Source organism: Streptomyces sp. NPDC030814, assembly GCF_055572155.1.
On the sequence record NZ_JBVIDX010000007.1, the window covers coordinates 140,691 to 164,236 of the forward strand.

Genomic DNA, 23,546 nt, shown 5'->3' on the forward strand with positions numbered 1-23,546 from the left:
AACGGGATATCTATATATGTGCGGAATTGTCGGTTACATCGGCAAGCGTGATGTCGCGCCGCTGCTCCTGGAGGGCCTGCAGCGCCTGGAGTACCGGGGCTACGACTCGGCGGGCCTGGTGGTCACCTCGCCCAAGACGGCCGGCCTGAAGATGGTCAAGGCCAAGGGCCGGGTCCGGGACCTGGAGGCCAAGGTCCCCGCGCGCTTCAAGGGCACCACCGGCATCGCCCACACCCGCTGGGCCACGCACGGCGCTCCCTCCGACATCAACGCCCACCCGCACATGTCGGCCGACAACAAGGTCGCCGTCGTCCACAACGGCATCATCGACAACGCCTCCGACCTGCGGCGCAAGCTGGAGGCGGACGGCATCGAGTTCCTCTCCGAGACCGACACCGAGGTCCTGACCCACCTCATCGCCCGCTCGCAGGCGGAGACCCTGGAGGAGAAGGTCCGCCAGGCGCTGCGGATCGTCGAGGGCACCTACGGCATCGCCGTCATGCACGCCGACTTCAACGACCGCATCGTCGTCGCCCGAAACGGCTCCCCGGTCGTCCTCGGCATCGGCGAGAAGGAGATGTTCGTCGCCTCGGACATCGCCGCGCTGGTCGCCCACACCCGTCAGATCGTGACCCTCGACGACGGCGAGATGGCCACCCTCAAGGCCGACGACTTCCGCACCTACACCACGGAGGGCACCCGCACCACCGCGGAGCCCACCACCGTGGAGTGGGAGGCGGCCTCGTACGACATGGGCGGCCACGACACGTACATGCACAAGGAGATCCACGAGCAGGCCGACGCCGTGGACCGGGTGCTGCGCGGCCGCATCGACGACCGTTTCTCCACCGTGCACCTCGGGGGCCTCAACCTGGACGCCCGCGAGGCGCGCCAGATCCGACGGGTGAAGATCCTCGGCTGCGGCACCTCGTACCACGCGGGCCTGATCGGCGCCCAGATGATCGAGGAGCTGGCCCGCATCCCCGCCGACGCCGAGCCGGCCTCCGAGTTCCGCTACCGCAACGCGGTCGTGGACCCCGACACCCTCTACGTCGCCGTCTCCCAGTCCGGTGAGACCTACGACGTGCTGGCGGCCGTCCAGGAGCTGAAGCGCAAGGGCGCCCGCGTCCTCGGCGTGGTGAACGTCGTCGGCTCGGCGATCGCCCGCGAGGCGGACGGCGGCATCTACGTCCACGCGGGCCCCGAGGTCTGCGTGGTCTCCACGAAGTGCTTCACCAACACGACGGTGGCCTTCGCGCTGCTCGCCCTGCACCTGGGCCGCACCCGTGACCTCTCGGTCCGCGACGGCAAGCGGATCATCGACGGTCTGCGCAAGCTGCCCGCCCAGATCGCCGAGATGCTGGAGCAGGAGGAGGAGATCAAGAAGCTGGCCCTGGAGTACGCCGAGGCCCGCTCGATGCTCTTCATCGGCCGTGTCCGCGGCTACCCGGTCGCCCGCGAGGCCTCCCTCAAGCTCAAGGAGGTCTCCTACATCCACGCCGAGGCCTACCCCGCCTCCGAGCTCAAGCACGGCCCGCTGGCCCTGATCGAGCCCGCCCTCCCCACGGTCGCCATCGTCCCGGACGACGACCTCCTGGAGAAGAACCGCGCCGCCCTGGAGGAGATCAAGGCCCGCAGCGGCAAGATCCTCGCCGTCGCCCACCGGGAGCAGGAGAAGGCCGACCGGACGATCGTCGTCCCCAAGAACGAGGACGAACTCGACCCGATCCTCATGGGCATCCCCCTCCAACTCCTCGCCTACCACACGGCCCTGGCCCTCGGCCGCGACATCGACAAGCCGAGGAACCTGGCGAAGTCGGTGACGGTGGAGTAGGACCGCCCTCAGAACGGACCCCCGCGTGCCGCCATCACACACGCGGGGGTCCGCTCATGGTCGCCGGGGTCGCCCAACCCCCCGACGTCGGCTGCCAGTTACCCCGTGGCCGTCACACCCCGGCCGGCAGCACGTCTCGGCACACTCGCAGGCCGGCGGGTCAACGCCGCGGTGGGCCGCGTACAGGCCACCAGCCCGCCCACGGTGGGGCTCCCTTCGTGGACGCGCGGTGGTACGGCGATCGGGTTATGCCCTTCACAAGGACACAAACACCTCTACGCGCCGGTAGGTTCACACATTCGTACGACGGGGGGCGAGCGGTCCTCAGCCCAGACCACCTGGGCGGGCGGGGAGTTGCCGAAGGGGAGCGAGGGGCCCGAGTGACGGACTACGGGATGACGATGACGGGCCGCTGCGCCCGTTTGGCGAGGCGCCCGGCGACGGAGCCGAAGATCCGCCCGACGATCCCGTGCGTGGATCCGACGACGATCGCGTCGGCCTCGTACTCCCGCCCCACCTCTTCGAGTTCGTGGCAGATGTCACCGCCGCGCTCGACGAGGATCCACGGCACCTCGGCGAGATAGTCGGCGCAGGCGAGCTCCAGCCCGAGCACCTCGGTGCGGTGATCCGGTACGTCGACGAAGACCGGCGGCTCGCAGCCCGCCCACACGGTCGTGGGCAGCCGGTTGGCCACATGGACGATGATCAGACCCGAGCCGGAGCGGCGGGCCATGCCGATCGCGTACGCGAGGGCGCGCTCACTGGACGTCGAACCGTCGAAGCCAACGACGACGCCGTGCTTGAAGGCGGGATCGCAGCTGGGGCGTGCCTCTTCCGCCGCGAGGGGGTCGGCCGCCGTGTGATCGGCGACGGGACGCCGCTTGCGGTCCGCGGAGTCGAAGAATTCGTGACCGGCCATGAGTGTCTCGGCGTTCGGATCCTCGTGGGTGGGACGACGTGGATGGGACGTCAGTGTGCGGCGGAGCTGTGTCCGGGAATCATCTTCCCAACCCCATACCCCCAAGGGTACGGCCGCACGCCTCCTCCGCGCACCGGCTCCGCGGGGTTCCAGGGAGCATGCACGACCCCCCGGCCGTAACGCAATGGTTGCTGTCACGTACAGCCGGTTCCCTCACCCCGACGTCACCCGGTACGACGGCGGCAGTGACCGACGGGTCGAACACGCGTTGAACCCCGGTAAGCCAGACCCGAGGGAGCCAGAAGCGAGCAAGCACGTGTCCGCACCCCGCCCCGCCCCGCAGACCCCCCGCACCGCCCCCGACGCCCCCCGTACCGTCCCCACGCACCACCGTTCCCCGACGGAGGGTCACCCCCCTGCCGACCGGCCCTCCGCGTCCCGCCGCCCTGCCCCACTCCCCAACCCCGCCCCACCCGACACCGCCACCGACGTGGTCCGCTGGGCGGCGTTCAGCTGTGTGCTCGTGCCGGTCGTGCTCGTCTGGTGCGGCACCTCACTGGGGGGAGCGGCGGGCGCCGCACTGGGTCTGGCCGCGGTGACCGGAGTGTGCCGCGTCCTGCTGCGCCAGTCCGAACGCGGAGCGGCCCACGCGGCCCATGCGGACCCCCCGGGCCGTTCACCTCACGTGGCCCGATCCGGCCGCCCCGCGACCGAGGAACCCACCCCGCACCGCGGCCGGCAGGGCCACACCGGTGCGGGGGCGCGAAGGGGCGGGCGGAACGCCGGTCCGAGTACGCCGGTCGACTGACCGGTTTCCGCACTCACCCCCGTATCTTTTCAGCCAACTTCGGCTCACCGGGCCTCCCTGGGTCGAACGCCCCTCCACGCCCGGTTCGACCTGCGCTGAAAGGGGTCCTGGGGCCGCACGCACCCTACGTGGACCAGCCACCGGGACGAGGCGCACTTCCCTGCACGGCCCACGAGTGCAACGCTTCGTGATCGAATGCTTTACGCCAAGTTGCCATGTCGACAATGTGCCGGATGGCGAACTGGTCACGCCGGCACCACGGGACACAGTAGATTCGATCATGACTGTCTTACGGCGGGGGACTCGTGCAGGACCAAGGGGAAACGTGCAGGAGCGACACAACCGAGGAGCCGCGACCACCGAGGGGGGCTTAGCAGGATGAGCCACGACTCCACCGCCGCGCCGGACGCAGCGGCCCGGAAGCTTTCCGGGCGACGCCGCAAGGAGATCGTCGCGGTGCTGCTGTTCAGCGGCGGCCCCATCTTCGAGAGTTCCATACCACTGTCGGTGTTCGGGATTGACCGCCAGGACGCCGGCGTACCGCGCTACCGCCTTCTGGTGTGCGCGGGCGAGGACGGCCCACTGCGGACCACAGGGGGCCTGGAACTCACCGCGCCGAACGGCCTTGAGGCGATCTCGCGGGCGGGCACGGTGGTCGTGCCCGCATGGCGTTCGATCACCTCACCGCCACCGGAGGAAGCGCTCGACGCCCTGCGTCGCGCGCATGAAGAGGGCGCCCGCATCGTGGGGCTGTGCACCGGTGCCTTCGTGCTGGCCGCCGCCGGACTGCTGGACGGCAGGCCGGCCACCACGCACTGGATGTACGCGCCGACGCTGGCCAAGCGCTATCCGTCCGTCCATGTCGATCCACGGGAGCTCTTCGTGGACGACGGGGACGTACTGACATCGGCCGGCACCGCGGCCGGAATCGATCTGTGTCTGCACATCGTGCGGACGGACCACGGCAACGAGGCGGCCGGCGCGCTCGCCCGCCGGCTGGTGGTCCCCCCGCGCCGGACGGGCGGCCAGGAGCGCTACCTCGACCGGTCTTTACCGGAGGAGATCGGCGCCGACCCGCTCGCCGAGGTCGTCGCCTGGGCGCTGGAGCACCTCCACGAGCAGTTCGACGTGGAGACGCTCGCGGCGCGCGCGTACATGAGCCGGCGGACGTTCGACCGCCGGTTCCGGTCACTGACGGGCAGCGCCCCGCTGCAGTGGCTGATCACCCAGCGGGTGCTGCAGGCGCAGCGTCTGCTGGAGACGTCGGACTACTCGGTGGACGAGGTCGCGGGCCGTTGCGGCTTCCGTTCGCCGGTGGCGCTGCGCGGGCACTTCCGCCGCCAGCTCGGCTCGTCCCCGGCGGCGTACCGGGCGGCGTACCGGGCCCGTCGCCCCCAGGGCGACAAGCCCGCCGAGCACGACACCCAGGCCGGCCACCCCGGTCCGTCCCCGGTGTCGCCGGAGCACGCCCACGGGGTGCCGCTCCAGGCCCGTCGTACGGCCGCTGCGAGCGCCCTGGCGCCGTCGGCGTCCCTCTCGGCGGACGGCGGCGCCAAGCCGGAGCTGTACGCCACCGGCCGACTGCCGGGCCAGCGCAGCGCGCACTAGCCCGTACCGGCGCATGACGGCCCGGTCCCGCACTGGATCACCCCGGTGCAGGGCCGGGCCGTACGGTTGTCACGGGCCGTAAGGTGAGACACATGAACGATCGCATGGTGTGGATCGACTGCGAGATGACCGGCCTCTCGCTGTCCGACGACGCGCTCATCGAGGTGGCCGCCCTCGTCACCGACTCCGAGCTGAACGTGCTCGGCGAAGGTGTCGACATCGTCATCCGCCCGCCGGACTCGGCGCTGGAGACCATGCCGGAAGTGGTGCGTCAGATGCACACCGCGTCCGGTCTGCTCGACGCACTGCCCGGCGGCACGACCCTGGCGGACGCCGAGGAGCAGGTCCTCGCGTATGTACGCGAACACGTGAAGGAGCCGGGCAAGGCGCCGCTGTGCGGCAACTCGGTGGGGACGGACCGCGGCTTCCTGCTGCGTGACATGCCGACACTGGAGGACTACCTCCACTACCGGATCGTGGACGTCTCCTCGATCAAGGAGCTGGCCCGGCGCTGGTACCCGAGGGCGTACTTCAACAGCCCGGAGAAGAACGGCAACCACCGGGCCCTGGCGGACATCCGCGAGTCCATCGCCGAACTCCGCTACTACCGCGAGGCGATCTTCGTCCCGCAGCCCGGCCCCGACTCCGACACCGCCCGCACCATCGCCGCGAAGCACGTCCTGCCCGCGGGATAGCCCTGTTCCAGGGGCCCGGCCGGGCCCCGGAAGCCGCGCGGGGAAACGTGTGCGCGGGCACCCCTGAAGACCCTGTACACTTTTTCTCGGCCGGTCGGGGAAACCTTCGGATGAACCGCCGGTCATGGTGGGTGTAGCTCAGCTGGTAGAGCACCTGGTTGTGGTCCAGGATGTCGCGGGTTCGAGTCCCGTCACTCACCCTGAAGCATCGGCCCCGGCCCGCGAGAGCGGACCGGGGCCGATTGTCGTTCGGTGGACGGATCATCGCCGTTCACCCCACCCGCACCCCCGCACCCCCGCACCCCGCATGCGCCGGGCCTGCCGGACCGGCCGGAACTCGCGTTGACCCCCGTTGGATTAAGACCTTAATCTAACGGTGTGCCACGTTACGCAGACCCGGTGGAACGACGCCGGCAGGTCGCTCAGGCGCTGTTGCGCGTGGTCGAGTCGGATGGCCTGGAGGCCGCGAGCATCCCGCGCATCGCGCGTGAACTCGGCGCGACCACGGGCCTGGTGCAGACGTACTTCCGGACCAAGGACGAACTGCTCGTCTTCGCCGCGCAGTACGTCGGTGAGGCGATGAACACGCGCGTCGCGACCCTGCTGGAGGAGTGCGACCCGCATGACGTCAAGCAGCGGCTGCTGGTCTCCCTCGGCGTCCTCACGGGCGCCGACGAGGACACCGGGACCGAGGCGAGGATCTGGCTGGCCTTCCTCGCTCGGGCCGCCTGCCACCCCGCGCTGCGGGAGGTGCACTCGGCGGGGGCCCGGGAGATCCGTGACCGGTGCGCAGAGGCGCTGGCCGCCGCCCGGCGGCTCGGACAAGCGCCCGCGGATCTCGACCCCCGGGCCGAGGCCTTCGCCCTGATCGCCTTCGCCGACGGCCTGACCGTCCAGCGCGCCGTCGAACCCGAGTTGCTGCCGGCCGACCGCGTACGGCGGTTGCTGAGCCGCTACCTGGACCGGCTGATGGACAGTCAGGGACACCGAGGAGAGGCCCTTTGAACACCCCGTTATCGCTGTCGCTGGCCGGTCTGGCCCTGCTCGACAGCACCAGCATGGGCACCCTGTTCATCCCCGTGTGGCTGCTGCTGGCCCCGGGACGCTTCACCGTCGGCAAGGTGCTTGTCTACCTGACCACCATCACCGTCTTCTACTTCGCCGTGGGTCTCGCCGTCGTCCACGGCGCCGACAACCTGTTCTCCCTCGCGGGTGAGGCCCTGGACGCCAGAACCGGGCTGTGGATCCAATTCGGCCTCGGAGTCGGCCTGTTCCTGCTCAGTTTCCGGTTCGCCCCCGAGCGGCGGAAGCAGAAGGGCAGGAACGCCACCGGCGCGTGGCGCGATCGCGTGGACGCGAACTCCTCGGTCGGCTGGATGGTGGGGCTGGCCCTGCTGGCGGGACTGGCCGAGGTGGCGACGATGCTGCCGTACCTCGGCGCCATCAGCATGCTGACGACCTCCGGTCTGGACAGCGTCGAGATCACCACACTGCTGGCCGGGTACTGCCTGGTCATGGTGGTGCCCGCCCTGCTGCTCCTGGCCGGACGCGCACTGCTGCGGTCGGCGGTCGAACCCGCCCTGGCGCGCATGAACGACTGGATCTCCCGGCGCGCGAGCGGCGCCACCGGGTGGATCCTGGTCATCGCCGGCTTCCTCGTCGCCCGCGACGCGGCGGCGCGACTGTGGGTCCCCGAGGCGTTCGGCTGACCGAGCGGCGCGGCGACCGCAGGGGGAAGGGCGGCGTGACCTCGAAAGCGCGGTGTGAGGCCGGTAGCACGCCTCACAGCGGGCTCCGTCAGTACAGACGCCCCGGCGGGGCGGGTCCACGGCGCCGTGTGCTCCCGGACGGCCTCAGGACGACGCCCGTGCCACCAGCTCCGTGGGGAGGACAAGCTGGCGGCGTTCGAGACCCCGGGAGATCGCCGGACGGCGGTCGGCGATCTCGTCGAGGAGCAGGTCGATCATGGCGCGGCCCATCTCCTCGATCGGCTGCCGGACGCTGGTGAGGGGCGGGTCCATGTGGCGGGCGATGGCGGAGTCGTCGTAGCCGACCAGGGCGACGTCGTCGGGCAGGCGGCGCCCGGCCTCGCGCAGGACCTGGCGGGCGCCGGCCGCCATGACGTCGGACTCGGCGAAGACCGCGTCGAGGTCGGGGCAGCGCTCCAGCAGCTCCCACATCGCCCGGCGGCCGCCCTCCTCCGTGAAGTCACCGGGCACGATCAGCCGCTCGTCCACCTCGCGCCCCGCGTCCTCCAGGGCGTCGCGGTAGCCCTCGATACGGCGCTGGGCACCGTAGACGTCGAGGCGGCCGGTGATCGTGGCTATCCGGGCGCGGCCGCGTCCGATCAGATGCTCCACAGCCGAGCGGCCGCCGCCGTAGTTGTCGGAGTCGACCGAGGGCAGCGTCTCGTGCTCGGAGCGGGGGCCGCTGATCACGGCCGGGATCTCCAGCTGCGACAGCAGATCCGGCAACGGATCGTCGGCGTGCACGGAGACCAGCAGCACCCCGTCGACCCGGTGGGCCGCGAGGTACTGGGCCAGCCTCCGGCGCTCCCGGTCGCTGCCCGCGAAGATCAGCAGGAGCTGCATCTCCGTGTCGGAGAGCTGGGCACCCACGCCCTTGAGGATGTCGGAGAAGTACGGCTCGGAGAAGAAGCGGGTCTCCGGCTCGGGCACGACCATCGCGATCGCATCGGTGCGGTTCGCGGCGAGGGCGCGGGCCGCCGTGTTCGGGACGTACCCGAGCTCCGCGACGGCCGCCTCGACCGCCGCCCGGGTCGCCTCGCTGACCCGTGGCGAGCCGTTGATCACCCGGGACACCGTGCCGCGGCCGACACCGGCTCGTGCGGCGACCTCTTCCAGGGTCGGCCGCCGGCCGCTTCGGCCCCGTGCTCCGTGGCCTGCCACCATGGTCGCCTCCCGTTCACACCGCGCTGGCGTGGAATCTAACAGTCCCGCTCCTCGCACGACGCGGGGCGACCCCTCATCCTGGACCTCGGGGTCCTGTTCCGGACGGTCGCGGGCCCGCCGCCGGGCAGCCGGCCCGTCGGTCCCGCCGACCTCTGAAGCCCCCCAGGCCCCCCGGCCGGGCGGTTCCGGGCATGCCCGGCCCTCGGCCCCGGTGTTAGTTAACAGCCCGATAACCGAAGACATCCTTCCGCGCCCGCTCCCTTGACACCCCCGCACGAACCGACGACTCTTCAACACATCACTTGTGGGAGCGCTCCCACAGTACCTGGCACTTACACATCCCGCACGTTCCCCGCCCGAGCCGCAGCAGTAAGAAAACGGGCCCAACAACGCAGTTGGCCGGGGGGTCGGCACGTCAGGGCATCAGGAGGACGCAATGCGAGCACGTACCCTCCCCCACTCTCGGCTGCGGTCGGGCGGGGGCACCCGAATCGCCCGCACTACGCGCAAGACGGTGGTCATCGCGGCCGTCGCCGCGCTGGGCGCCGGGCTGCTCGCCGGCTGTGCCGACGACGGCAAGGACGAGGACGACACGTCGTCGGGTAGTGGTGGCGGCAAGACCAAGATCACCCTGGGGCTGTTCGGCACCGCGGGCTTCGAGGAGTCCGGTCTGTACAAGGAGTACGAGAAGCTCCACCCGGACATCGACATCCAGCAGACCGTCGTGGAGCGGAACGAGAACTACTACCCCGCTCTCCTCAACCACCTGACCACGGGCAGCGGGCTGCAGGACATCCAGATGGTCGAGGTCGGCAACATCGCCGAGATCGTCGGCACCCAGTCGGACAAGCTGCTCGACCTGTCGAAGTACGGCAAGAAGGACGACTACCTGCCCTGGAAGTGGCAGCAGGCCACCACTTCCGGCGGCCAGACGGTCGCCCTCGGCACCGACGTCGGCCCGATGGCCATCTGCTACCGCAAGGACCTCTTCGAGAAGGCCGGCCTGCCCACCGACCGCGCGGAGGTCGGCAAGCTGTGGGCCGGCAGCTGGGACAAGCTCGTCGAGACCGGCAACAAGTACAAGGCGAAGGCGCCCAAGGGCACCACGTTCCTGGACTCCCCCGGCGGGCTGCTGCAGGCCATCCTCAGCAGTGAGAAGGACCGGTTCTACGACTCCTCCGGTGAGGTCATCTACAAGACGAACCCGGCCGTCAAGGACGCCTTCGACCTCACGGCGAAGGCCGCCAAGGACGGGCTGGTCGGCAACCAGACGCAGTTCCAGCCCGCCTGGGACACCACGATCGCCAACAGCAAGTTCGCCGCGATGTCCTGCCCGCCGTGGATGCTCGGCTACATCAAGGGCAAGTCGAAGCCCGAGGCGGCCGGCAAGTGGGAGATCGCCCAGGCGCCGAAGTCCGGCAACTGGGGCGGCTCCTTCCTGTCCGTGCCGAAGAACGGCAAGAACGCCGAGGAGGCCGCGAAGCTGGCCGCCTGGTTGACCGCGCCCGAGCAGCAGGCGAAGCTCTTCGCCGTACAGGGCAGCTTCCCCAGCACCCCGGCCGCGTACGACTCGGCCGCGGTGAAGGACGCGAAGAACGACATGACCGGTGACGCGCCGATCGGCACGATCTTCGCCGAGGCCGCCAAGAACATCCCGGTCCAGACGATCGGTCCGAAGGACCAGATCATCCAGCAGGGCCTGACCGACAACGGCGTGATCCTCGTGACGCAGGGCAAGTCGCCCGCGGAAGCCTGGAAGAACGCCGTCAAGACCATCGACAACGCACTGGACAAGTGACCGGTATGCCCACACGGCACGACGCCGCCGCGCCCCCCGTCAAGGGGGGCGCGGCCCCGGCCCGCCCGCCCGCGGAGTCCGCGTCCGAGGAACACCGCCGGGCCCGGCTGTCCCGCCGCTGGCAGCGGGACGTGCGCTGGAGCCCGTACGCCTTCGTCTCGCCCTTCTTCCTGCTGTTCGTCGCGTTCGGCCTGTTCCCGCTGCTCTACACCGGCTGGGCCTCGCTGCACGCGGTCGAACTGACCGCCCCCACCGACATGAGCTGGGTGGGGATGCGCAACTTCACCCGCATCTTCGACGACGAGTTCTTCTGGAACGCGGCGAAGAACACACTGATCATCGGGATCATCTCGACCGTCCCGCAGCTGATGATGGCGCTGGGCATCGCGCACATCCTCAACTACAAGCTCCGCGCCTCGACCTTCTACCGGGTCGTGATGCTCGCCCCGTACGCCACGTCGATCGCCGCCGCAACCCTGGTGTTCGTGCTGCTCTTCGGCCGCGACTACGGAATGATCAACTGGTTCCTCGGCCTCTTCGGTGTCGACCAGATCGACTGGCAGAACGGCACGTGGTACTCGAAGATCGCCGTGTCCACCATCGTCATCTGGCGCTGGACCGGCTACAACGCGCTGATCTACCTGGCCGCGATGCAGGCGATCCCCCAGGACCTGTACGAGTCTGCGGCCCTCGACGGCGCGAGCCGCTGGAGGCAGTTCCTCCATGTGACGCTTCCCTCGCTGCGCCCGACGATCCTCTTCACCTGCGTCGTCTCGACGATCGGCGCCTCGCAGCTCTTCGCCGAGCCCCTGCTGTTCGACGCCAACAAGGGCGCGTCCGGCGGGTCCCAGCACCAGTTCCAGACGCTCGGTCTGTACCTGTACGAGCAGGGCTGGGTGAACCAGCACCTGGGCCGCGCCTCGGCGATCGCCTGGACGATGTTCCTGATCCTCATCGTGGTCGGAATCATCAACTACGTCATCTCGCGCCGGCTGCGCGCCAGTAGTTAGGAGACCGGCCGTGACGACGACACTCACCAAGCCCCCGGCCGACGCGGCGCCCGAGCCGCCGGACAACGGCAGGCGCAGGCGCGGGCCCAGGGCGGCGCGGGCGGGCGGCCAGCACCACGCCGGGCCCCTCGCCTACATCATCCTCATCGCGTTCACCCTGATCTCGCTGTTCCCGTTGTTCTGGACAGCGGTCGCCGCCTCCCGTGACAACGCGCGGCTGGCGGAGACCCCGCCGCCGTTCTGGTTCGGCGCGAACCTCTTCGACAAGATCGAAGTGGCCTGGAAGGACGCCAATCTGGGCGAGGCGTTCCTCAACACCACGATCGTGGCGGGCGTCTCCTCGCTGACCATCGTCTTCCTGTCGACGATCGCCGGGTTCGCCTTCGCCAAGCTGCGGTTCAAGGGCCGTGGCGCGCTGATGCTGATCGTGATCGGCACCATGATGGTGCCGCCGCAGCTCCAGGTGATCCCGCTGTACATGATGGTCGCCAAGCTCGACTGGACGGACCAGCTCCAAGCGGTGATCCTGCCGTCGCTGGTCAGCGCGTTCGGTGTGTTCTTCATGCGGCAGTACCTGCTTCAGGCGCTGCCCGACGAGATCATCGAGGCGGCCCGGGTCGACGGCGCGAGCAGCTGGCGGGTGGTCTGGCACGTGGTGTTCCCGGCCGCGCGGCCCGCGATGGCCGTGCTGGGCATGCTGATGTTCGTCCAGACCTGGAACGACTTCCTCTGGCCGTTCCTCGTGCTGACCCAGCTGGGCAACCCGACCGTGCAGGTCGCGGTCGCCGGTCTCGGCCGGGGCTACACCCCCGACCAGGCCCTGATCATGGCGGGCGCGCTGCTCAGCACGCTGCCGCTGCTGCTGGTCTTCGCGATCTTCGGCAAGCAGATCGTCGGGGGCATCATGCAGGGCGCGGTGAAGGGCTGACCCCCGCGCCGTCCGTTTCGCACCCCTGGGGGCCGGGCCACCGCCGCCCCGGCCCCCTCCTCCCTCCGTTCTCTTTCCCCCCACCCACATCGTCGGTCTGATCGACCACCAATGGGAGCGCTTCCATGCCTGAGCCCACGACGCCAGTGACCTTTCCTCCCGCCTTCCTCTGGGGCGCGGCGACGTCCGCGTACCAGATCGAGGGGGCGGTGCGGGAGGACGGCCGCACGCCCTCCATCTGGGACACCTTCAGCCACACGCCGGGCAAGACGGCCGGTGGTGACACCGGTGACATCGCTGTCGACCACTACCACCGCTACCGCGACGACGTGGCGCTCATGGCGGACCTGGGCCTCACCTCGTACCGCTTCTCGATCTCCTGGTCGCGGGTGCAGCCGACGGGCCGGGGCCCGGCGATCCAGCGGGGCCTGGACTTCTACCGGCGGCTGGTCGACGAGCTGCTGTCGAAGAACATCAAGCCGGCCGTGACGCTCTACCACTGGGACCTCCCCCAGGAGCTGGAGGACGCGGGCGGCTGGCCGGAGCGCGAGACCGCGTACCGCTTCGCCGAGTACGCGCGGATCGTGGGTGAGGCGCTGGGTGACCGGGTCGAGCAGTGGATCACGCTGAACGAGCCGTGGTGCAGCGCGTTCCTGGGGTACGGCTCCGGGGTGCACGCGCCGGGCCGTACGGACCCGGTGGCGTCGCTGCGCGCCGCCCACCATCTGAACCTGGCGCACGGTCTCGGCGCGGTGGCGCTGCGCTCGGTGATGCCGGCGCGCAACTCGGTGGCGGTGAGCCTGAACTCGTCCGTCGTCCGGCCTCTCTCGAACACTCCCGAGGACCTGGCGGCGGTCCGGAAGATCGACGACCTGGCGAACGGCGTCTTCCACGGGCCGATGCTGCACGGGGCGTACCCGGAGTCCCTGTTCGCGGCGACGTCGCAGCTGACGGACTGGTCGTTCGTGCAGGACGGGGACGTGGCGGCGGCCAACCAGCCGCTGGACGCGCTGGGCCTGAACTACTACACGCCCACCCTGGTCGGCGCGGCGTCGGCGGACACGGCCGGGCCGCGGGCGGACGGCCACGGCGCGAGCGACCACTCGCCCTGGCCGGGGGCGGACGACGTGCTGTTCCACCAGACGCCGGGCGAGCGCACGGAGATGGGCTGGACCATCGACCCGACCGGGCTGCACGAGCTGATCATGCGGTACACCCGTGAGGCGCCCGGACTGCCGCTCTACGTCACGGAGAACGGCGCGGCCTACGACGACAAGATGGACAGCGACGGCCGCGTACACGACCCGGACCGCATCGCCTACCTCCACGGCCACCTGCGCGCCGTGCGCCGCGCCATCGCCGAGGGCGCGGACGTGCGCGGCTACTACCTGTGGTCCCTGATGGACAACTTCGAGTGGGCCTACGGCTACGGCAAGCGCTTCGGCGCGGTCTACGTCGACTACGCGACGCTCACCCGCACGCCCAAGTCCAGCGCGCTCTGGTACTCCCAGGCGGCGAAGACGGGCGCGCTCCCGCCGCTGGCGGCACCCACGCCGTAACACCGACGCCGGGGGCCGCGAAGCCCCCGGCCGCGAACGGGGGCCGGGGAAGCCCTCCGGGGGAGCGGGGCAAGGGGGCGCGGTGCCATCAGGGGAGCACCGCGCCCCCTGGGTCGCGGGCTTCACCAGGGAGTTCACAGAGCACGCTGATCAGCCGACGGAGGATCAGATGCGACAGGCCGCCGGTCGGATCTCCACTGCCGGAACGGCTCCCAAGGGCTGCCAGACAACGGACCGCCGATTGCGGGACAGCCCTCACACGGCGACCAGACGGACACTTTCCCCGCACAGCTTCGCCATGTCGTCGATGTCCGAGGTGAGCATGACCACCGGGCGGTGCTGCCTCAGCGCCATCTCGGCGACCGCGGCGTCGAGGGCGTACTTGTGGCCGTGGAGACCGGCGGACATCAGCATGGCCGACGCGGCTCGCGCCTCCTCGTCCCCGACGGGCGCGATCCGCACACCGGACAGGATCCAGGCGAGCCGTGCCCGGTTCGTGCGTCGGTGCACGGCTTCGATGATCGTGAGCGCGCTGATGGCCACGTCCATGCCTCGTCTGCGCGCCTCGGCGACCAGGGCGACGACCGGCTCGCGGTCCTCGACGAGCTGGGAGAGGCCCTCGCAGTCCAGGACGAGAGTGCCCTCGTGACTCAGCTTGCGGCGGGCCACTGCCCCTCCTCGGCGAACACCTCGTCGAAGACCCGCCGGGCCCGTTCCTGCTCACCCGGGGAGATCGGGCCCTTGCGCTGTTCGTAGTCGGCCAGGTACTCGTCGAGGATCTGGCCCCGCAGTTCGCGCTCCACGGCCTCGGTGATGAACGCCGAGAACTCCCGCTTGCCCACCCGCTGACGGATCGCCTCGGCGGTGCCCTCCGGCAGGGAGAGACTGACCCGGGTGGCGGGGCCTTCGCCGATGCCGTACGAGGTCTCACTCATGGACCGAGATTATCAAACGAGTAGGAATACGCGGGGCGCCCGCACGACACCGACTCAGGAGTCAATGCTCGTACGGGCGCCCAGGGCTGGTCGCCACCGTCAACGCGGTTCCCGCACCACCGCCACGTCCCCCGCCGCCAGCTTCAGGGAGCCAGTGACCGTCTTGCCCGTCAGGAGGTCGACCGCGGACCCCGCGACCTCCACCTCGGCCTCCTCGTGCCCGTGGTTGATCAGGAAGAGGTAGTCGGCCTCGGGGCCGCGGCGGAGGGCCGCTTCGACGGTCTCCGGGGTCGCGCGGACCGGGTGGACGCCCGCCTCCTCGCGGATGCGGTCCAGCAGCGACGCGAGGGCCGCCGGGTCGGGACGGGTCGCCACGTACCAGGCGGTGCCCGTGCCGTACGCGTGGCGCGTCACCGCCGGGACGCCGGCCAGCGGGCCGGAGGCGTACGTGGCGATCGGCTCGGCGCCCCGCAGGGCGACCCGCTCGGACCACAGGACTCCGCTCGCGCCCTCGCCCAGGCCGGTCAGCTCGACCGACTCGTCCGGCAGCAGCGGGAAGACCTCGTCCGTGCGGACGCCCAGCACCTCGCGGAACGCGCCCGGGTAACCGCCGAGGCGGATGTGGCAGTTCTCGTCCACCGCCCCGCTGTGGAAGCCGACGGCCAGGGTGCCGCCCCGCTCGGCGAAGCCGGTGAGGTTCGCCGCGCCCTCGTCGTCCACCAGGTACAGGCTCGGCGCCAGGACCAGCCTGTACGCCGAGAGGTCCGCGTCGGGGCGTACGAAGTCCACCGCCACGCCGGAGCGCCACAGCGGCTCGTACCAGGCCCGCACCAGGTCCTGGAAGCGCAGCTCACCGCTCGGCTGGGAGGGGAGTTCGACGGCCCACCAGGCGTTCCAGTCCCAGACGACGGCCACCTCGGCCGTGCCCGTGCTGCCGCGGACCTCCGCCAGCGCCTTCAGGTCCGCGCCCAGTCCGACGACGTCCCGCCAGATCTGGCTGTCGGTCCCGGCGTGCGGGAGCATCGCCGAGTGCCACTGCTCGGCGCCCGCCTTGGCGGCCCGCCACTGGAAGTAGGCGATGCCGTCGGCGCCGCGCGCCACATGGGAGAGCGCGTTGCGGCGCAGCTCGCCCGCCGTCTTGGCGCGGTTGACCGGCTGCCAGTTGACCGCACCGGTGGAGTGCTCCATCAGCAGCCAGGGGCGGCCGCCCGCGAGCGAGCGGACCAGGTCGCCGCTGAGCGCGATGTCGATCTCCGACTGGGGGTCCGTGGACTGGAGGTAGTGGTCGTTGGAGACGATGTCCAGCTCGGGCGCCCAGCGCCAGTAGTCCAGCTTGTCGAAGTTGTACATCACCATGAAGTTGGTGGTGGCGGGCACTTCGGGGGCCGCGCCCCGCAGTACCTCCCGCTCCGCCTTCAGCAGGGACAGCAGCGCGTCGCTGCAGAAGCGGCGCCAGTCCAGCTGGTGCGTCGGGTTGGGGACGGCACCGGTGGCGCGGGGCGGGATGATCTCGTCCCAGTCGTAGTACCACTGGCTCCAGAACGTCGTGCCCCAGGCGTCGTTCAGCGCCGCCAGGTCGTCGTCGTACTTCTCGCGCAGCCAGACGCGGAACGCGGCCGCGCTCGTGTCGCAGTAGCACTCGCCGTTGTGGCAGCCGTACTCGTTGTGGACGTGCCACATGACCACCGCCGGGTGGTCCGCGTAGCGGCGGGCCAGCTCGCCGGCCATCCGCAGGGCCGCCTCGCGGTAGGCGGGGCTCGAAGGGCAGAACGTCTGGCGGCTGCCGTACGAGAGGGTGCGGCCGTCCTTGTCCACCGGGAGCGCCTCGGGGTGGGCGCGGAAGAACCACGCCGGGGGCGCCGCCGTCGGGGTCGCCAGGTCGGCCGCGATGCCGTTCTCGTGGAGCAGGGCGAGGATGCGGTCCAGACGGGAGAAGTCGTACTCACCCTCGCGGGGCTCCAGGAGCGCCCACGAGAAGATGTTGACGCTCACCATGGTGACGCCGGCCTCACGCATGAGGCGTACGTCCTCGTGCCAGACCTCCTCGGGCCACTGCTCGGGGTTGTAGTCGCCGCCGTACGCGATGCCGGGGACGTTCAGGGGGCTCATGGGCACGGTTGGTTCTCTTTCGAACGGGGCCGGTGTCAGCCCTTGTTGGCGCCGAGCGTCAGACCGCTGACGAACTGCCGCTGGAGCGCGAAGTACACGACCAGCGTCGGGATCGCGGTGAGCAGGGCGCCGGCAGCGACCAGGTTGGGGTCGGTGAAGTACTGGCCGGAGAGGTTGTTCAGCGCCGAGGTGATCGGCATGTTCTCACCGGTGGAGATCAGCACCAGGGCCCAGAAGAAGTCGTTGTAGATCCAGATGGACAGCAACGTCGCCAGGGCGGCCATCGCGGGCTTGCACAGGGGCAGCACGATCTGCCAGTACAGGCGCCACACGGAGGCGCCGTCGACGAGTGCGGCCTCGGTCAGCTCGTGCGGCAGGGAGCGCATGTAGTTGCTCAGCACGAACGCGCAGAAGCCGGACTGGAAGGCCACGTGGATGAGGACCAGGCCGAGCGCGGAGTCGTAGAGCTTGCCGCTCATCGTGATGCCGGGCAGGTCGATGAGCAGGTACAGGCGGTACAGCGGGGTGATGATGACCTGCTGCGGGAGCAGGTTGCCCGCGGTGAAGACCAGCAGCAGGAAGAGGTTGATCCGGAAGTCGAAGCGGCTGACGTAGAACGCGACCATCGACGACAGGAACAGCGTCAGCAGCACCGCGGGGACGGCGATGATCAGCGTGTTCACGAAGTAGTGCGTCATCTCCGACTGGGTGAACGCGTTCGTGAAGTTGTCGAAGCTCAGCTTGTCGGGCCACGACACGTAGCCCTTCTCGCTGGTCTCGCCGTACGGGCGCATGGCCGCGTAGAGCGCCCACAGCAGGGGAGCCAGCCACGCCAGTGCCGCGCCGGCGAGGAAGACGTGCAGCAGGATCCGGGCGGGGCGGACGGGAGTGCGCTTGTTGAGAGCGCCGGTCGCGACGGTGGTGCTCATGCGCGCCGCTCCTTCCGGAAGGTCGCGATCAGGTAGGGGATGATCACGGCGAGGGAGATCACCAGCAGGACGACGGCGATGGCCGAGCCGTATCCGATGCGGCTGGACTCGCCGATGATGTTGTTGGTGACCAGGATCGACAGCAGCTCGGTGCCCTCGGCGCCCTTGTTGAAGACGAAGACGAGGTCGAAGGCGCGCAGGGCCTCGATGATGGTGACGACCAGGACGACCGTGTTCGTCGGGCGCAGCGTCGGGAAGATGACGTTCTTGAACGTCTGCCACTCGTTGGCGCCGTCGAGGGCCGAGGCCTCCCGCAGCGACGGGTCGACGCTCTTCAGACCGGCCAGGTAGAGGATCATCATGTAGCCGGTGTGGCGCCAGGAGGCGGCGATGAGGATGGCCCAGAGGTTGAGGTCGGGGTCGCCGATCCAGTCGATGTACTGGCCGGGCTCGTTGGCGCCGATGAGGCTGTTGATCAGGCCCGTGTCGGGGTTGTAGATCAGCTGCCACACGAAGCCGATGACCGCGAGCGACATCACGACGGGCAGGAAGAACGCGGTCTGGTACACACGGCTGAAGCGGATCTGCTTGTCCAGCTGCACCGCGAGGAACAGCCCCAGCGGTGTCGGGATCAGGATCAGCACCACGAACCACACGATGTTGTGCTCGACCGCGGGCCAGAACTGCGGGTTGTTGGTGAACAGTTCCGTGAAGTTGTGCAGCCCGACCCACTTGATGGCGTCGAAGCCGATGCCGTCCCAGGTGGTGAAGGCCAGTGCGATCGAGGCGAGCGCGGTCACCCAGACGAGGGCGACGTGCAGGATCGTCGGCAGGCCGGCCATCAGGCCCAGCGTGAGCCGGTCACGGCCGGTGAGGAGGCGCTTGTGCCCCTGGGGCACCTTCGTGGCCGCGGGCGCGGCGGCAGGGGTGGAGCCCGGAGGCGGCGCGGGCGCTTCCGGGCTCTTCGTGGGTGAGGTCGTCATGTCTGTCGGTCATCCAGTCGTGAGGACGGTCTTGGGGGCGGACAGTCCTGGGGACAGCCGCCCCGACGGCCGCCTGTGCGACCGCGGTGGCGGTCGTGGGGCGGCCGTCGGGACGGTCGGCCGTCAGGACGCGAAGATCGTCTTCTTCTGGCGCTCGATCGACGAGAGCAGGCTGTCGATGCCCTTCGGGTCACGGATGAACTTCTGCAGCGCCGGCTGCATCACCGTGGAGGTGAAGTCCGGGCGGCTGTCGCGGTCCATGAACTGCGTGAGGCTCTTGGCACCGGAGATCATGTCGTACGCCTTCTTCTGCAGCGGCGTGTACGAGGAGGTGTCGGCCTTGGTGGAGGCGGCCACCACGTTCGGGTCGGCCTTGAGGTAGATCTGCTCCGCCTCGGGGGTGCCGAGGAACTCCAGGAGCTTGACCGCGCCGGCCTTGTTCTTCGGGCTCTTGCTCATCATGAAGCCGTCGGTCGGGGCCTCGACGGTGTCCTGGCCGTACGCCGGGTCGATCTCCGGGAAGGCGAAGAAGTCCAGGTCCTCCAGATCGGCCTTGTTGCTGAACTGCTGGCCCACGAACGAGCCCAGCAGGTACATGCCCGCCTTCTTCGACACCAGCGTCTGCGCCGCGTCCTGCCAGGTACGGCCGACCGCGCCCTCCTGGTGGTACGGCAGCAGCTCCGACCACAGGTCGAAGGTCTTGCGGACCTTGGCGTCCGTCCAGGAGACCTTGCCCGCCATCAGCTCGACGTGGAAGTCGTAGCCGTTGGCACGGAAGTTGATCTGGTCGAAGGTGCCCATCGCCGGCCAGGCGTCCTTGTCACCGAAGGCGATCGGGACCAGGCCGTCCTTCTTCATCTGCTTGCACAGCGCCATGAGCTGGTCCCACGTCGTGGGAACCTCGTAGCCCTTCTCCTTGAAGACGCTCTTGCGGTAGAAGAGCGCCCACGGATACGTGTACAGCGGCACGAAGTAGAACTTGCCGTCCTCACCCTGGCTCAGCTTCTTCATCGCCTCGGGGAAGTTCCCGCCGATCGTCTTCCAGACGTCGTCGATCGGGCTGGCCAGCCCCTTGGCCGCGAAGAACTGCATCCGGTAGCCCGCGAACCAGTGGAACACGTCGTCCGGCGTGCCCTGGAGGTAGGAGTTGATCTGCTCCTGGAACGTGTTGTGGTCCTTGGTGTTCACGTCGACCTTGATGCCGGACTTCTTGGCGAAGTCGGCGTAGATCTCCGCGAACGCCTTCTTCGGCACCGCGTCGGAGGCGTTGGAGCCGAGCGAGACGGTCTTCGAGTCAGTGGCCGAGCTGCCACTGCCGCCACAGGCGCTGAGCAGCGGGATGCCCGCGCCGAGCGCCGCGGCCCCGCCTATGCCGCGCAGCAGGGTGCGGCGGCTCGTGCCCGGCACGGAGAGACCGGAAGGTATGAGATGCATGAACGGCTCCCTGGGGACAAGTGGTTCGGTCATCAAGAGGCCCTCGCCGGTTAGTGATCGAAACCGATCAGAAACCAACTTGACCGAACACGGTGGTCGCCATAACAGCCCTATGCCAGGTCGCGCGTCAAGCCTTCTTGTCCCCCTTTGTTGAAACGTAATCCCTGTTCGTCGAAACGTGACCGTCACAGACGTGACTCATCTCACTGGTTGCTATATACACGTATACGGGGTGCCGTGACCGCACAGGACCCGTCGCACGGGGTGGCCCGGTCAGCCGGCCGCGTGCAGGGTCGCCTCTCCCGTGACACGGACGCCGGTCGCGTCGCCCGGCCGTACCGGCAGCGGGCCTGCGACACGGATGCCGACCGGGGTGTCGAGACCGTCGACGGCGACGGTGACCATGGCGTCGTGGCCGTAGAAGCACACGTCCGTGACCGTGCCCCGCACGGCGCCCTCGACGGCCGGAGCGGTCAGCCGGAGCTGTTCCGGGCGGAGCAGCAGGGTGCCGGATGCCTGCCCCCGCGGCGGAGCGGCGAGCGGGACGGCGCCGAGCGGGGTCCGGGCCGTGCCGTCGTCGCCGACGGTGGCGGGGAGCAGCACCGCGTCGCCGACGAAGCCCGCGACCCAGGGGTCGGCCGGGCGGCGGTAGAGGTCCTGCGGGGTGTCGCACTGGGCGACCCGGCCGTCCCGGACGACGGCGACGAGGTCGGCCGTGGAGAGGGCCTCCTGCTGGTCGTGGGTGACGAGGACGGCCGTGGCCCCGGTCGCCCGCAGCGCGGCGCGTACGTCGGCCCGTACGCCCGCCCTGAGGGCGCTGTCGAGGGCGTTGAACGGCTCGTCCAGCAGGACCAGCTGGGGCCGGGGCGCGAGGGCCCTGGCGAGCGCCACACGCTGCTGCTGGCCGCCGGAGAGTTCGTGCGGCATCCGGTCGCCGTATCCGGCGAGGCCGACGAGTTCCAGGAGTTCGCCGGTGCGGTGCCGCCGTTCGCCCCGGCTCAGCCCGGTCAGCCCGAAGGCCACGTTCCGGGCCACGCTCAGGTGCGGGAAGAGGGCGCCCTCCTGGGGCACGATCCCGATGCGGCGCCGCTCCGGCGGCACATGGACACCGGGCCCGGCCAGGGTGCGACCGCCGAGCCGGACGGTGCCCGCGTCGGCCCGCAGGAACCCGGCCACGATCCGCAGGAGGGTGGTCTTGCCGCCGCCGGAGGGACCGAGGACGGCCGCCAGCGCACCCGCCGGGACGGTGAGCCGCAGGTCGCGCAGGACGGGGCCGTGGCCGGCCGCGTAGGACTTGGTGAGGCCCTCGACGTGCAGGGCGTTCCCGTCCGGGTCGTCCGGGTCGTCCAGGTGCGGCGGGTTTGCGTGCGGCTCGTTTGCGGGTGAGCCCTTCCCGGGCCGCCGTGACGGTTCATGTTCGAACGTGTGCTTTTCGCCGGTGATGGTCCCGGGCGGGTCCGGCACATGCGTGCCCGGCTCGCTCGCGTGTGACTCGTTCATGGTCGATGCCTCCCCAGCAGGTACGAAGGCACGGCGGCCAACAGGATGAGTGCGGCGGCGTAGGGGGCGGCCGCCGCGAAGGAGCCGGCGCCCGTCTCGGTCCACAGGCGGGTGGCGAGCGTGTCCATGCCGGTGGGGCGCAGCAGCAAGGTCGCCGGGAGTTCCTTCATGCAAACGACGAAGGTCAGCGCGGCCCCGGCGGCTACACCCGGCGCGGCCAGCGGGACGGTGATCTCGCGGAGCACCTGCCAGGGCCGGCGGCCGAGCGAGCGTGCCACGTCCTCCAGGACGGGCGGGGCCTGGAGGACGGCGGCGCGGGTGGCGGCCACCGCGACCGGCAGGAAGAGGACGGCGTACGCGCAGACCAGCAGCGGCAGCCGCTGGTAGAGCGGGTAGGCGTAGCGGACCGCGAAGAAGACCAGGGACAGGGCGACCGTGATGCCGGGGAGCGCGTGCCCGGCGTAGGCGGCCTGTTCCAGCAACTGTGCCCCGCGCCCCCGGTGCCGGGCGGCGATCACGCCGACCGGCAGGGCGAGGAGCGTGGTGAGGGCGGCGCCCGCCGCGGCGACGCCGAGCGTGGCCCAGGCAGTCTCGGTGAGGCCGCCGAGGTCCCAGGTGGCGGAGGAGCCGACCGCGAGCCAGTAGCCGAGGGTGCCGAGCGGGAAGGCCACGGCCACGGCGACCACCGCGCCGCACCACAGCAGCGCGAGCGGCTTCCAGCGGCCGAGCGCCGCGGGCGCCGCCGGGCGGGCGGTGCCGCCGCCGGTCCTGGCGTGCCCGGCCCGGCCGCGGGTCCGCGCCTCGGCGGCGACCAGGGCCACGGTCATCAGCACCAGGACGACGCTGAGCGCGGCGGCGGGCGTGCGGTCGAAGGAGGCCCGGTACGAGGTGTGGATGGCCCGGGTGAAGGTGTCGTACCGCATGAGCGAGACGGCGCCGAAGTCCGAGAGCACGTACAACGCGACGAGCAGGGCCCCGCCCGCGGCCGAGGGACGCAGCTGCGGCAGCGTGACCCGCAGGAACGTGCGGAGCGGACCGTGCCCGAGGGAGCGCGCGGCCTCCTCCTGCGCCGGGTCGATGCCCCGGAGCGCTGCCGCGACCGGCAGCAGCACGTACGGGAAGCTGACCAGGGTCAGCGAGAGCGCGGCCCCGCCGAACCCGGCGAGGTCCGGTTCGGCCGACAGCCACGTGAAGGCCGCCACATAGCTGGGCACGGCCAGCGGCAGCGTCGCGGCGACCGACCAGAAGCGGGCGCCCGGCAGCGCCGTGCGCACCGTCAGCCAGGCCAGTGAGACGCCGAGGACCACGCATGCCACGACGACCACGGCGGTCAGGCCGAGGCTTCGCCCGAGGAGGTCCAGCGTCCGCTCGTCGGCGACGACCTCCCAGGCGAAGGCGGGGCCGCGTTCGAGCGCGCGGACGGCGAGATAGCCGAGCGGGAGCAGGGCGAAGAGGGCGGCCACACAGGCGGGAACCAGCAGGACCAGGGGCGGCCTGCGCTCCGCCCCGCGTCCGGCGAAGCCGGCCGCCTCCGGGGGAGGCGGGACGGCCTGCGCACGCGGGGCGGTCTGCGAGGGGTTCACGG

At 70.4% G+C, this 23,546-nt stretch carries 20 protein-coding genes and 1 tRNA gene; 11 read left to right on the top strand and 10 right to left on the bottom strand.

The genetic code is table 11. The features are described from left to right. Positions 1–16 precede the first annotated feature (16 nt). Positions 17–1,834 (top strand): glutamine--fructose-6-phosphate transaminase (isomerizing), encoded by a 1,818-nt coding sequence (gene glmS, locus ACZ43N_RS17315; protein WP_468098335.1) that lies wholly within the window; start codon positions 17–19, stop codon positions 1,832–1,834. 388 nt (positions 1,835–2,222) lie between these two features. On the opposite strand, the gene ACZ43N_RS17320 is transcribed toward glmS, so the two are convergent. Beyond that, positions 2,223–2,753 carry a universal stress protein gene (locus tag ACZ43N_RS17320; RefSeq protein WP_099964700.1) on the bottom strand — a complete coding sequence of 177 codons (531 nt, stop codon included), beginning with the start codon at positions 2,751–2,753 and terminating at the stop codon, positions 2,223–2,225. 490 nt (positions 2,754–3,243) lie between these two features. On the opposite strand from ACZ43N_RS17320, the gene ACZ43N_RS17325 reads away from it, so the two are divergent. The 6 genes from ACZ43N_RS17325 (at position 3,244) to ACZ43N_RS17350 (ending at position 7,573) form a co-directional block, all read left to right on the top strand. Next, positions 3,244–3,561: a hypothetical protein gene (locus ACZ43N_RS17325; protein ID WP_468098622.1), complete on the top strand. Its 318-nt coding sequence runs from the start codon at positions 3,244–3,246 to the stop codon at positions 3,559–3,561. A 378-nt stretch (positions 3,562–3,939) separates the two neighbouring features. Next, entirely contained in the window at positions 3,940–5,169 is a 1,230-nt protein-coding gene (locus tag ACZ43N_RS17330; RefSeq protein ID WP_468098337.1) for a helix-turn-helix domain-containing protein, read from the top strand. A gap of 92 nt (positions 5,170–5,261) precedes the next feature. Further along, positions 5,262–5,864, top strand: coding sequence for an oligoribonuclease (gene orn / locus ACZ43N_RS17335; protein ID WP_468098338.1), 603 nt, complete (start codon positions 5,262–5,264; stop codon positions 5,862–5,864). A 127-nt stretch (positions 5,865–5,991) separates the two neighbouring features. After that, positions 5,992–6,064 (top strand) — tRNA-His (locus tag ACZ43N_RS17340). A gap of 178 nt (positions 6,065–6,242) precedes the next feature. Continuing rightward, positions 6,243–6,869 carry a TetR/AcrR family transcriptional regulator gene (locus ACZ43N_RS17345; protein ID WP_468098340.1) on the top strand — a complete coding sequence of 209 codons (627 nt, stop codon included), beginning with the start codon at positions 6,243–6,245 and terminating at the stop codon, positions 6,867–6,869. Continuing rightward, positions 6,866–7,573, top strand: a complete 708-nt coding sequence (locus tag ACZ43N_RS17350; protein WP_468098341.1) for a GAP family protein — start codon at positions 6,866–6,868, stop codon at positions 7,571–7,573. The genes ACZ43N_RS17345 and ACZ43N_RS17350 overlap by 4 nt, the downstream gene beginning before the upstream one ends. A gap of 144 nt (positions 7,574–7,717) precedes the next feature. On the opposite strand, the gene ACZ43N_RS17355 is transcribed toward ACZ43N_RS17350, so the two are convergent. Then, complete coding sequence (locus ACZ43N_RS17355) at positions 7,718–8,773, bottom strand: LacI family DNA-binding transcriptional regulator (RefSeq protein WP_468098623.1); 1,056 nt, start codon at positions 8,771–8,773, stop codon at positions 7,718–7,720. A 439-nt stretch (positions 8,774–9,212) separates the two neighbouring features. Here ACZ43N_RS17355 and ACZ43N_RS17360 point away from each other — a divergent pair, with 439 nt between their 5' ends. From ACZ43N_RS17360 to ACZ43N_RS17375, 4 genes are all read left to right on the top strand, one after another. Then, positions 9,213–10,574, top strand: a complete 1,362-nt coding sequence (locus ACZ43N_RS17360) for an ABC transporter substrate-binding protein (protein WP_468098342.1) — start codon at positions 9,213–9,215, stop codon at positions 10,572–10,574. Between the two features lie 5 nt (positions 10,575–10,579). Continuing rightward, entirely contained in the window at positions 10,580–11,584 is a 1,005-nt protein-coding gene (locus ACZ43N_RS17365) for a carbohydrate ABC transporter permease (RefSeq protein ID WP_468098343.1), read from the top strand. Between the two features lie 10 nt (positions 11,585–11,594). Beyond that, positions 11,595–12,512 carry a carbohydrate ABC transporter permease gene (locus ACZ43N_RS17370; RefSeq protein WP_468098344.1) on the top strand — a complete coding sequence of 306 codons (918 nt, stop codon included), beginning with the start codon at positions 11,595–11,597 and terminating at the stop codon, positions 12,510–12,512. A gap of 125 nt (positions 12,513–12,637) precedes the next feature. Continuing rightward, positions 12,638–14,071: a GH1 family beta-glucosidase gene (locus tag ACZ43N_RS17375; protein WP_468098345.1), complete on the top strand. Its 1,434-nt coding sequence runs from the start codon at positions 12,638–12,640 to the stop codon at positions 14,069–14,071. 255 nt (positions 14,072–14,326) lie between these two features. On the opposite strand, the gene ACZ43N_RS17380 is transcribed toward ACZ43N_RS17375, so the two are convergent. The 8 genes from ACZ43N_RS17380 to ACZ43N_RS17415 form a co-directional block, all read right to left on the bottom strand. Next, positions 14,327–14,740 (bottom strand): DNA-binding protein, encoded by a 414-nt coding sequence (locus tag ACZ43N_RS17380; protein WP_468098347.1) that lies wholly within the window; start codon positions 14,738–14,740, stop codon positions 14,327–14,329. Then, complete coding sequence (locus tag ACZ43N_RS17385; RefSeq protein ID WP_468098348.1) at positions 14,722–15,006, bottom strand: hypothetical protein; 285 nt, start codon at positions 15,004–15,006, stop codon at positions 14,722–14,724. The genes ACZ43N_RS17380 and ACZ43N_RS17385 overlap by 19 nt, the downstream gene beginning before the upstream one ends. 99 nt (positions 15,007–15,105) lie before the next feature. Beyond that, complete coding sequence (locus ACZ43N_RS17390; RefSeq protein ID WP_468098349.1) at positions 15,106–17,115, bottom strand: beta-galactosidase; 2,010 nt, start codon at positions 17,113–17,115, stop codon at positions 15,106–15,108. 35 nt (positions 17,116–17,150) lie between these two features. Then, positions 17,151–18,044: a carbohydrate ABC transporter permease gene (locus tag ACZ43N_RS17395; RefSeq protein ID WP_468098350.1), complete on the bottom strand. Its 894-nt coding sequence runs from the start codon at positions 18,042–18,044 to the stop codon at positions 17,151–17,153. Next, positions 18,041–19,027 carry a carbohydrate ABC transporter permease gene (locus ACZ43N_RS17400; protein ID WP_468098351.1) on the bottom strand — a complete coding sequence of 329 codons (987 nt, stop codon included), beginning with the start codon at positions 19,025–19,027 and terminating at the stop codon, positions 18,041–18,043. Before ACZ43N_RS17400 ends, ACZ43N_RS17395 begins: the two co-directional genes overlap by 4 nt. A gap of 123 nt (positions 19,028–19,150) precedes the next feature. Next, positions 19,151–20,461: an ABC transporter substrate-binding protein gene (locus ACZ43N_RS17405; RefSeq protein WP_468098352.1), complete on the bottom strand. Its 1,311-nt coding sequence runs from the start codon at positions 20,459–20,461 to the stop codon at positions 19,151–19,153. A 273-nt stretch (positions 20,462–20,734) separates the two neighbouring features. Further along, a complete protein-coding gene (locus ACZ43N_RS17410; RefSeq protein ID WP_468098354.1) occupies positions 20,735–21,961 on the bottom strand; it encodes an ABC transporter ATP-binding protein in 1,227 nt (408 codons plus the stop codon). Then, entirely contained in the window at positions 21,958–23,544 is a 1,587-nt protein-coding gene (locus tag ACZ43N_RS17415) for an ABC transporter permease (protein WP_468098355.1), read from the bottom strand. Before ACZ43N_RS17415 ends, ACZ43N_RS17410 begins: the two co-directional genes overlap by 4 nt. Positions 23,545–23,546 lie beyond the last annotated feature (2 nt).

Bases quoted from the DNA above. Each gene is read 5' to 3' on its own strand.
- ACZ43N_RS17405 (WP_468098352.1), bottom strand. From the start codon at position 20,461: ATGCATCTCATACCTTCCGGTCTCTCCGTGCCGGGCACGAGCCGCCGC.
- glmS (WP_468098335.1), top strand. From the start codon at position 17: ATGTGCGGAATTGTCGGTTACATCGGCAAGCGTGATGTCGCGCCGCTG.
- ACZ43N_RS17360 (WP_468098342.1), top strand. From the start codon at position 9,213: ATGCGAGCACGTACCCTCCCCCACTCTCGGCTGCGGTCGGGCGGGGGC.
- ACZ43N_RS17320 (WP_099964700.1), bottom strand. From the start codon at position 2,753: ATGGCCGGTCACGAATTCTTCGACTCCGCGGACCGCAAGCGGCGTCCC.
- ACZ43N_RS17395 (WP_468098350.1), bottom strand. From the start codon at position 18,044: ATGAGCACCACCGTCGCGACCGGCGCTCTCAACAAGCGCACTCCCGTC.
- ACZ43N_RS17400 (WP_468098351.1), bottom strand. From the start codon at position 19,027: ATGACGACCTCACCCACGAAGAGCCCGGAAGCGCCCGCGCCGCCTCCG.
- ACZ43N_RS17365 (WP_468098343.1), top strand. From the start codon at position 10,580: ATGCCCACACGGCACGACGCCGCCGCGCCCCCCGTCAAGGGGGGCGCG.
- ACZ43N_RS17375 (WP_468098345.1), top strand. From the start codon at position 12,638: ATGCCTGAGCCCACGACGCCAGTGACCTTTCCTCCCGCCTTCCTCTGG.
- ACZ43N_RS17330 (WP_468098337.1), top strand. From the start codon at position 3,940: ATGAGCCACGACTCCACCGCCGCGCCGGACGCAGCGGCCCGGAAGCTT.
- ACZ43N_RS17390 (WP_468098349.1), bottom strand. From the start codon at position 17,115: ATGAGCCCCCTGAACGTCCCCGGCATCGCGTACGGCGGCGACTACAAC.
- orn (WP_468098338.1), top strand. From the start codon at position 5,262: ATGAACGATCGCATGGTGTGGATCGACTGCGAGATGACCGGCCTCTCG.
- ACZ43N_RS17385 (WP_468098348.1), bottom strand. From the start codon at position 15,006: ATGAGTGAGACCTCGTACGGCATCGGCGAAGGCCCCGCCACCCGGGTC.
- ACZ43N_RS17410 (WP_468098354.1), bottom strand. From the start codon at position 21,961: ATGAACGAGTCACACGCGAGCGAGCCGGGCACGCATGTGCCGGACCCG.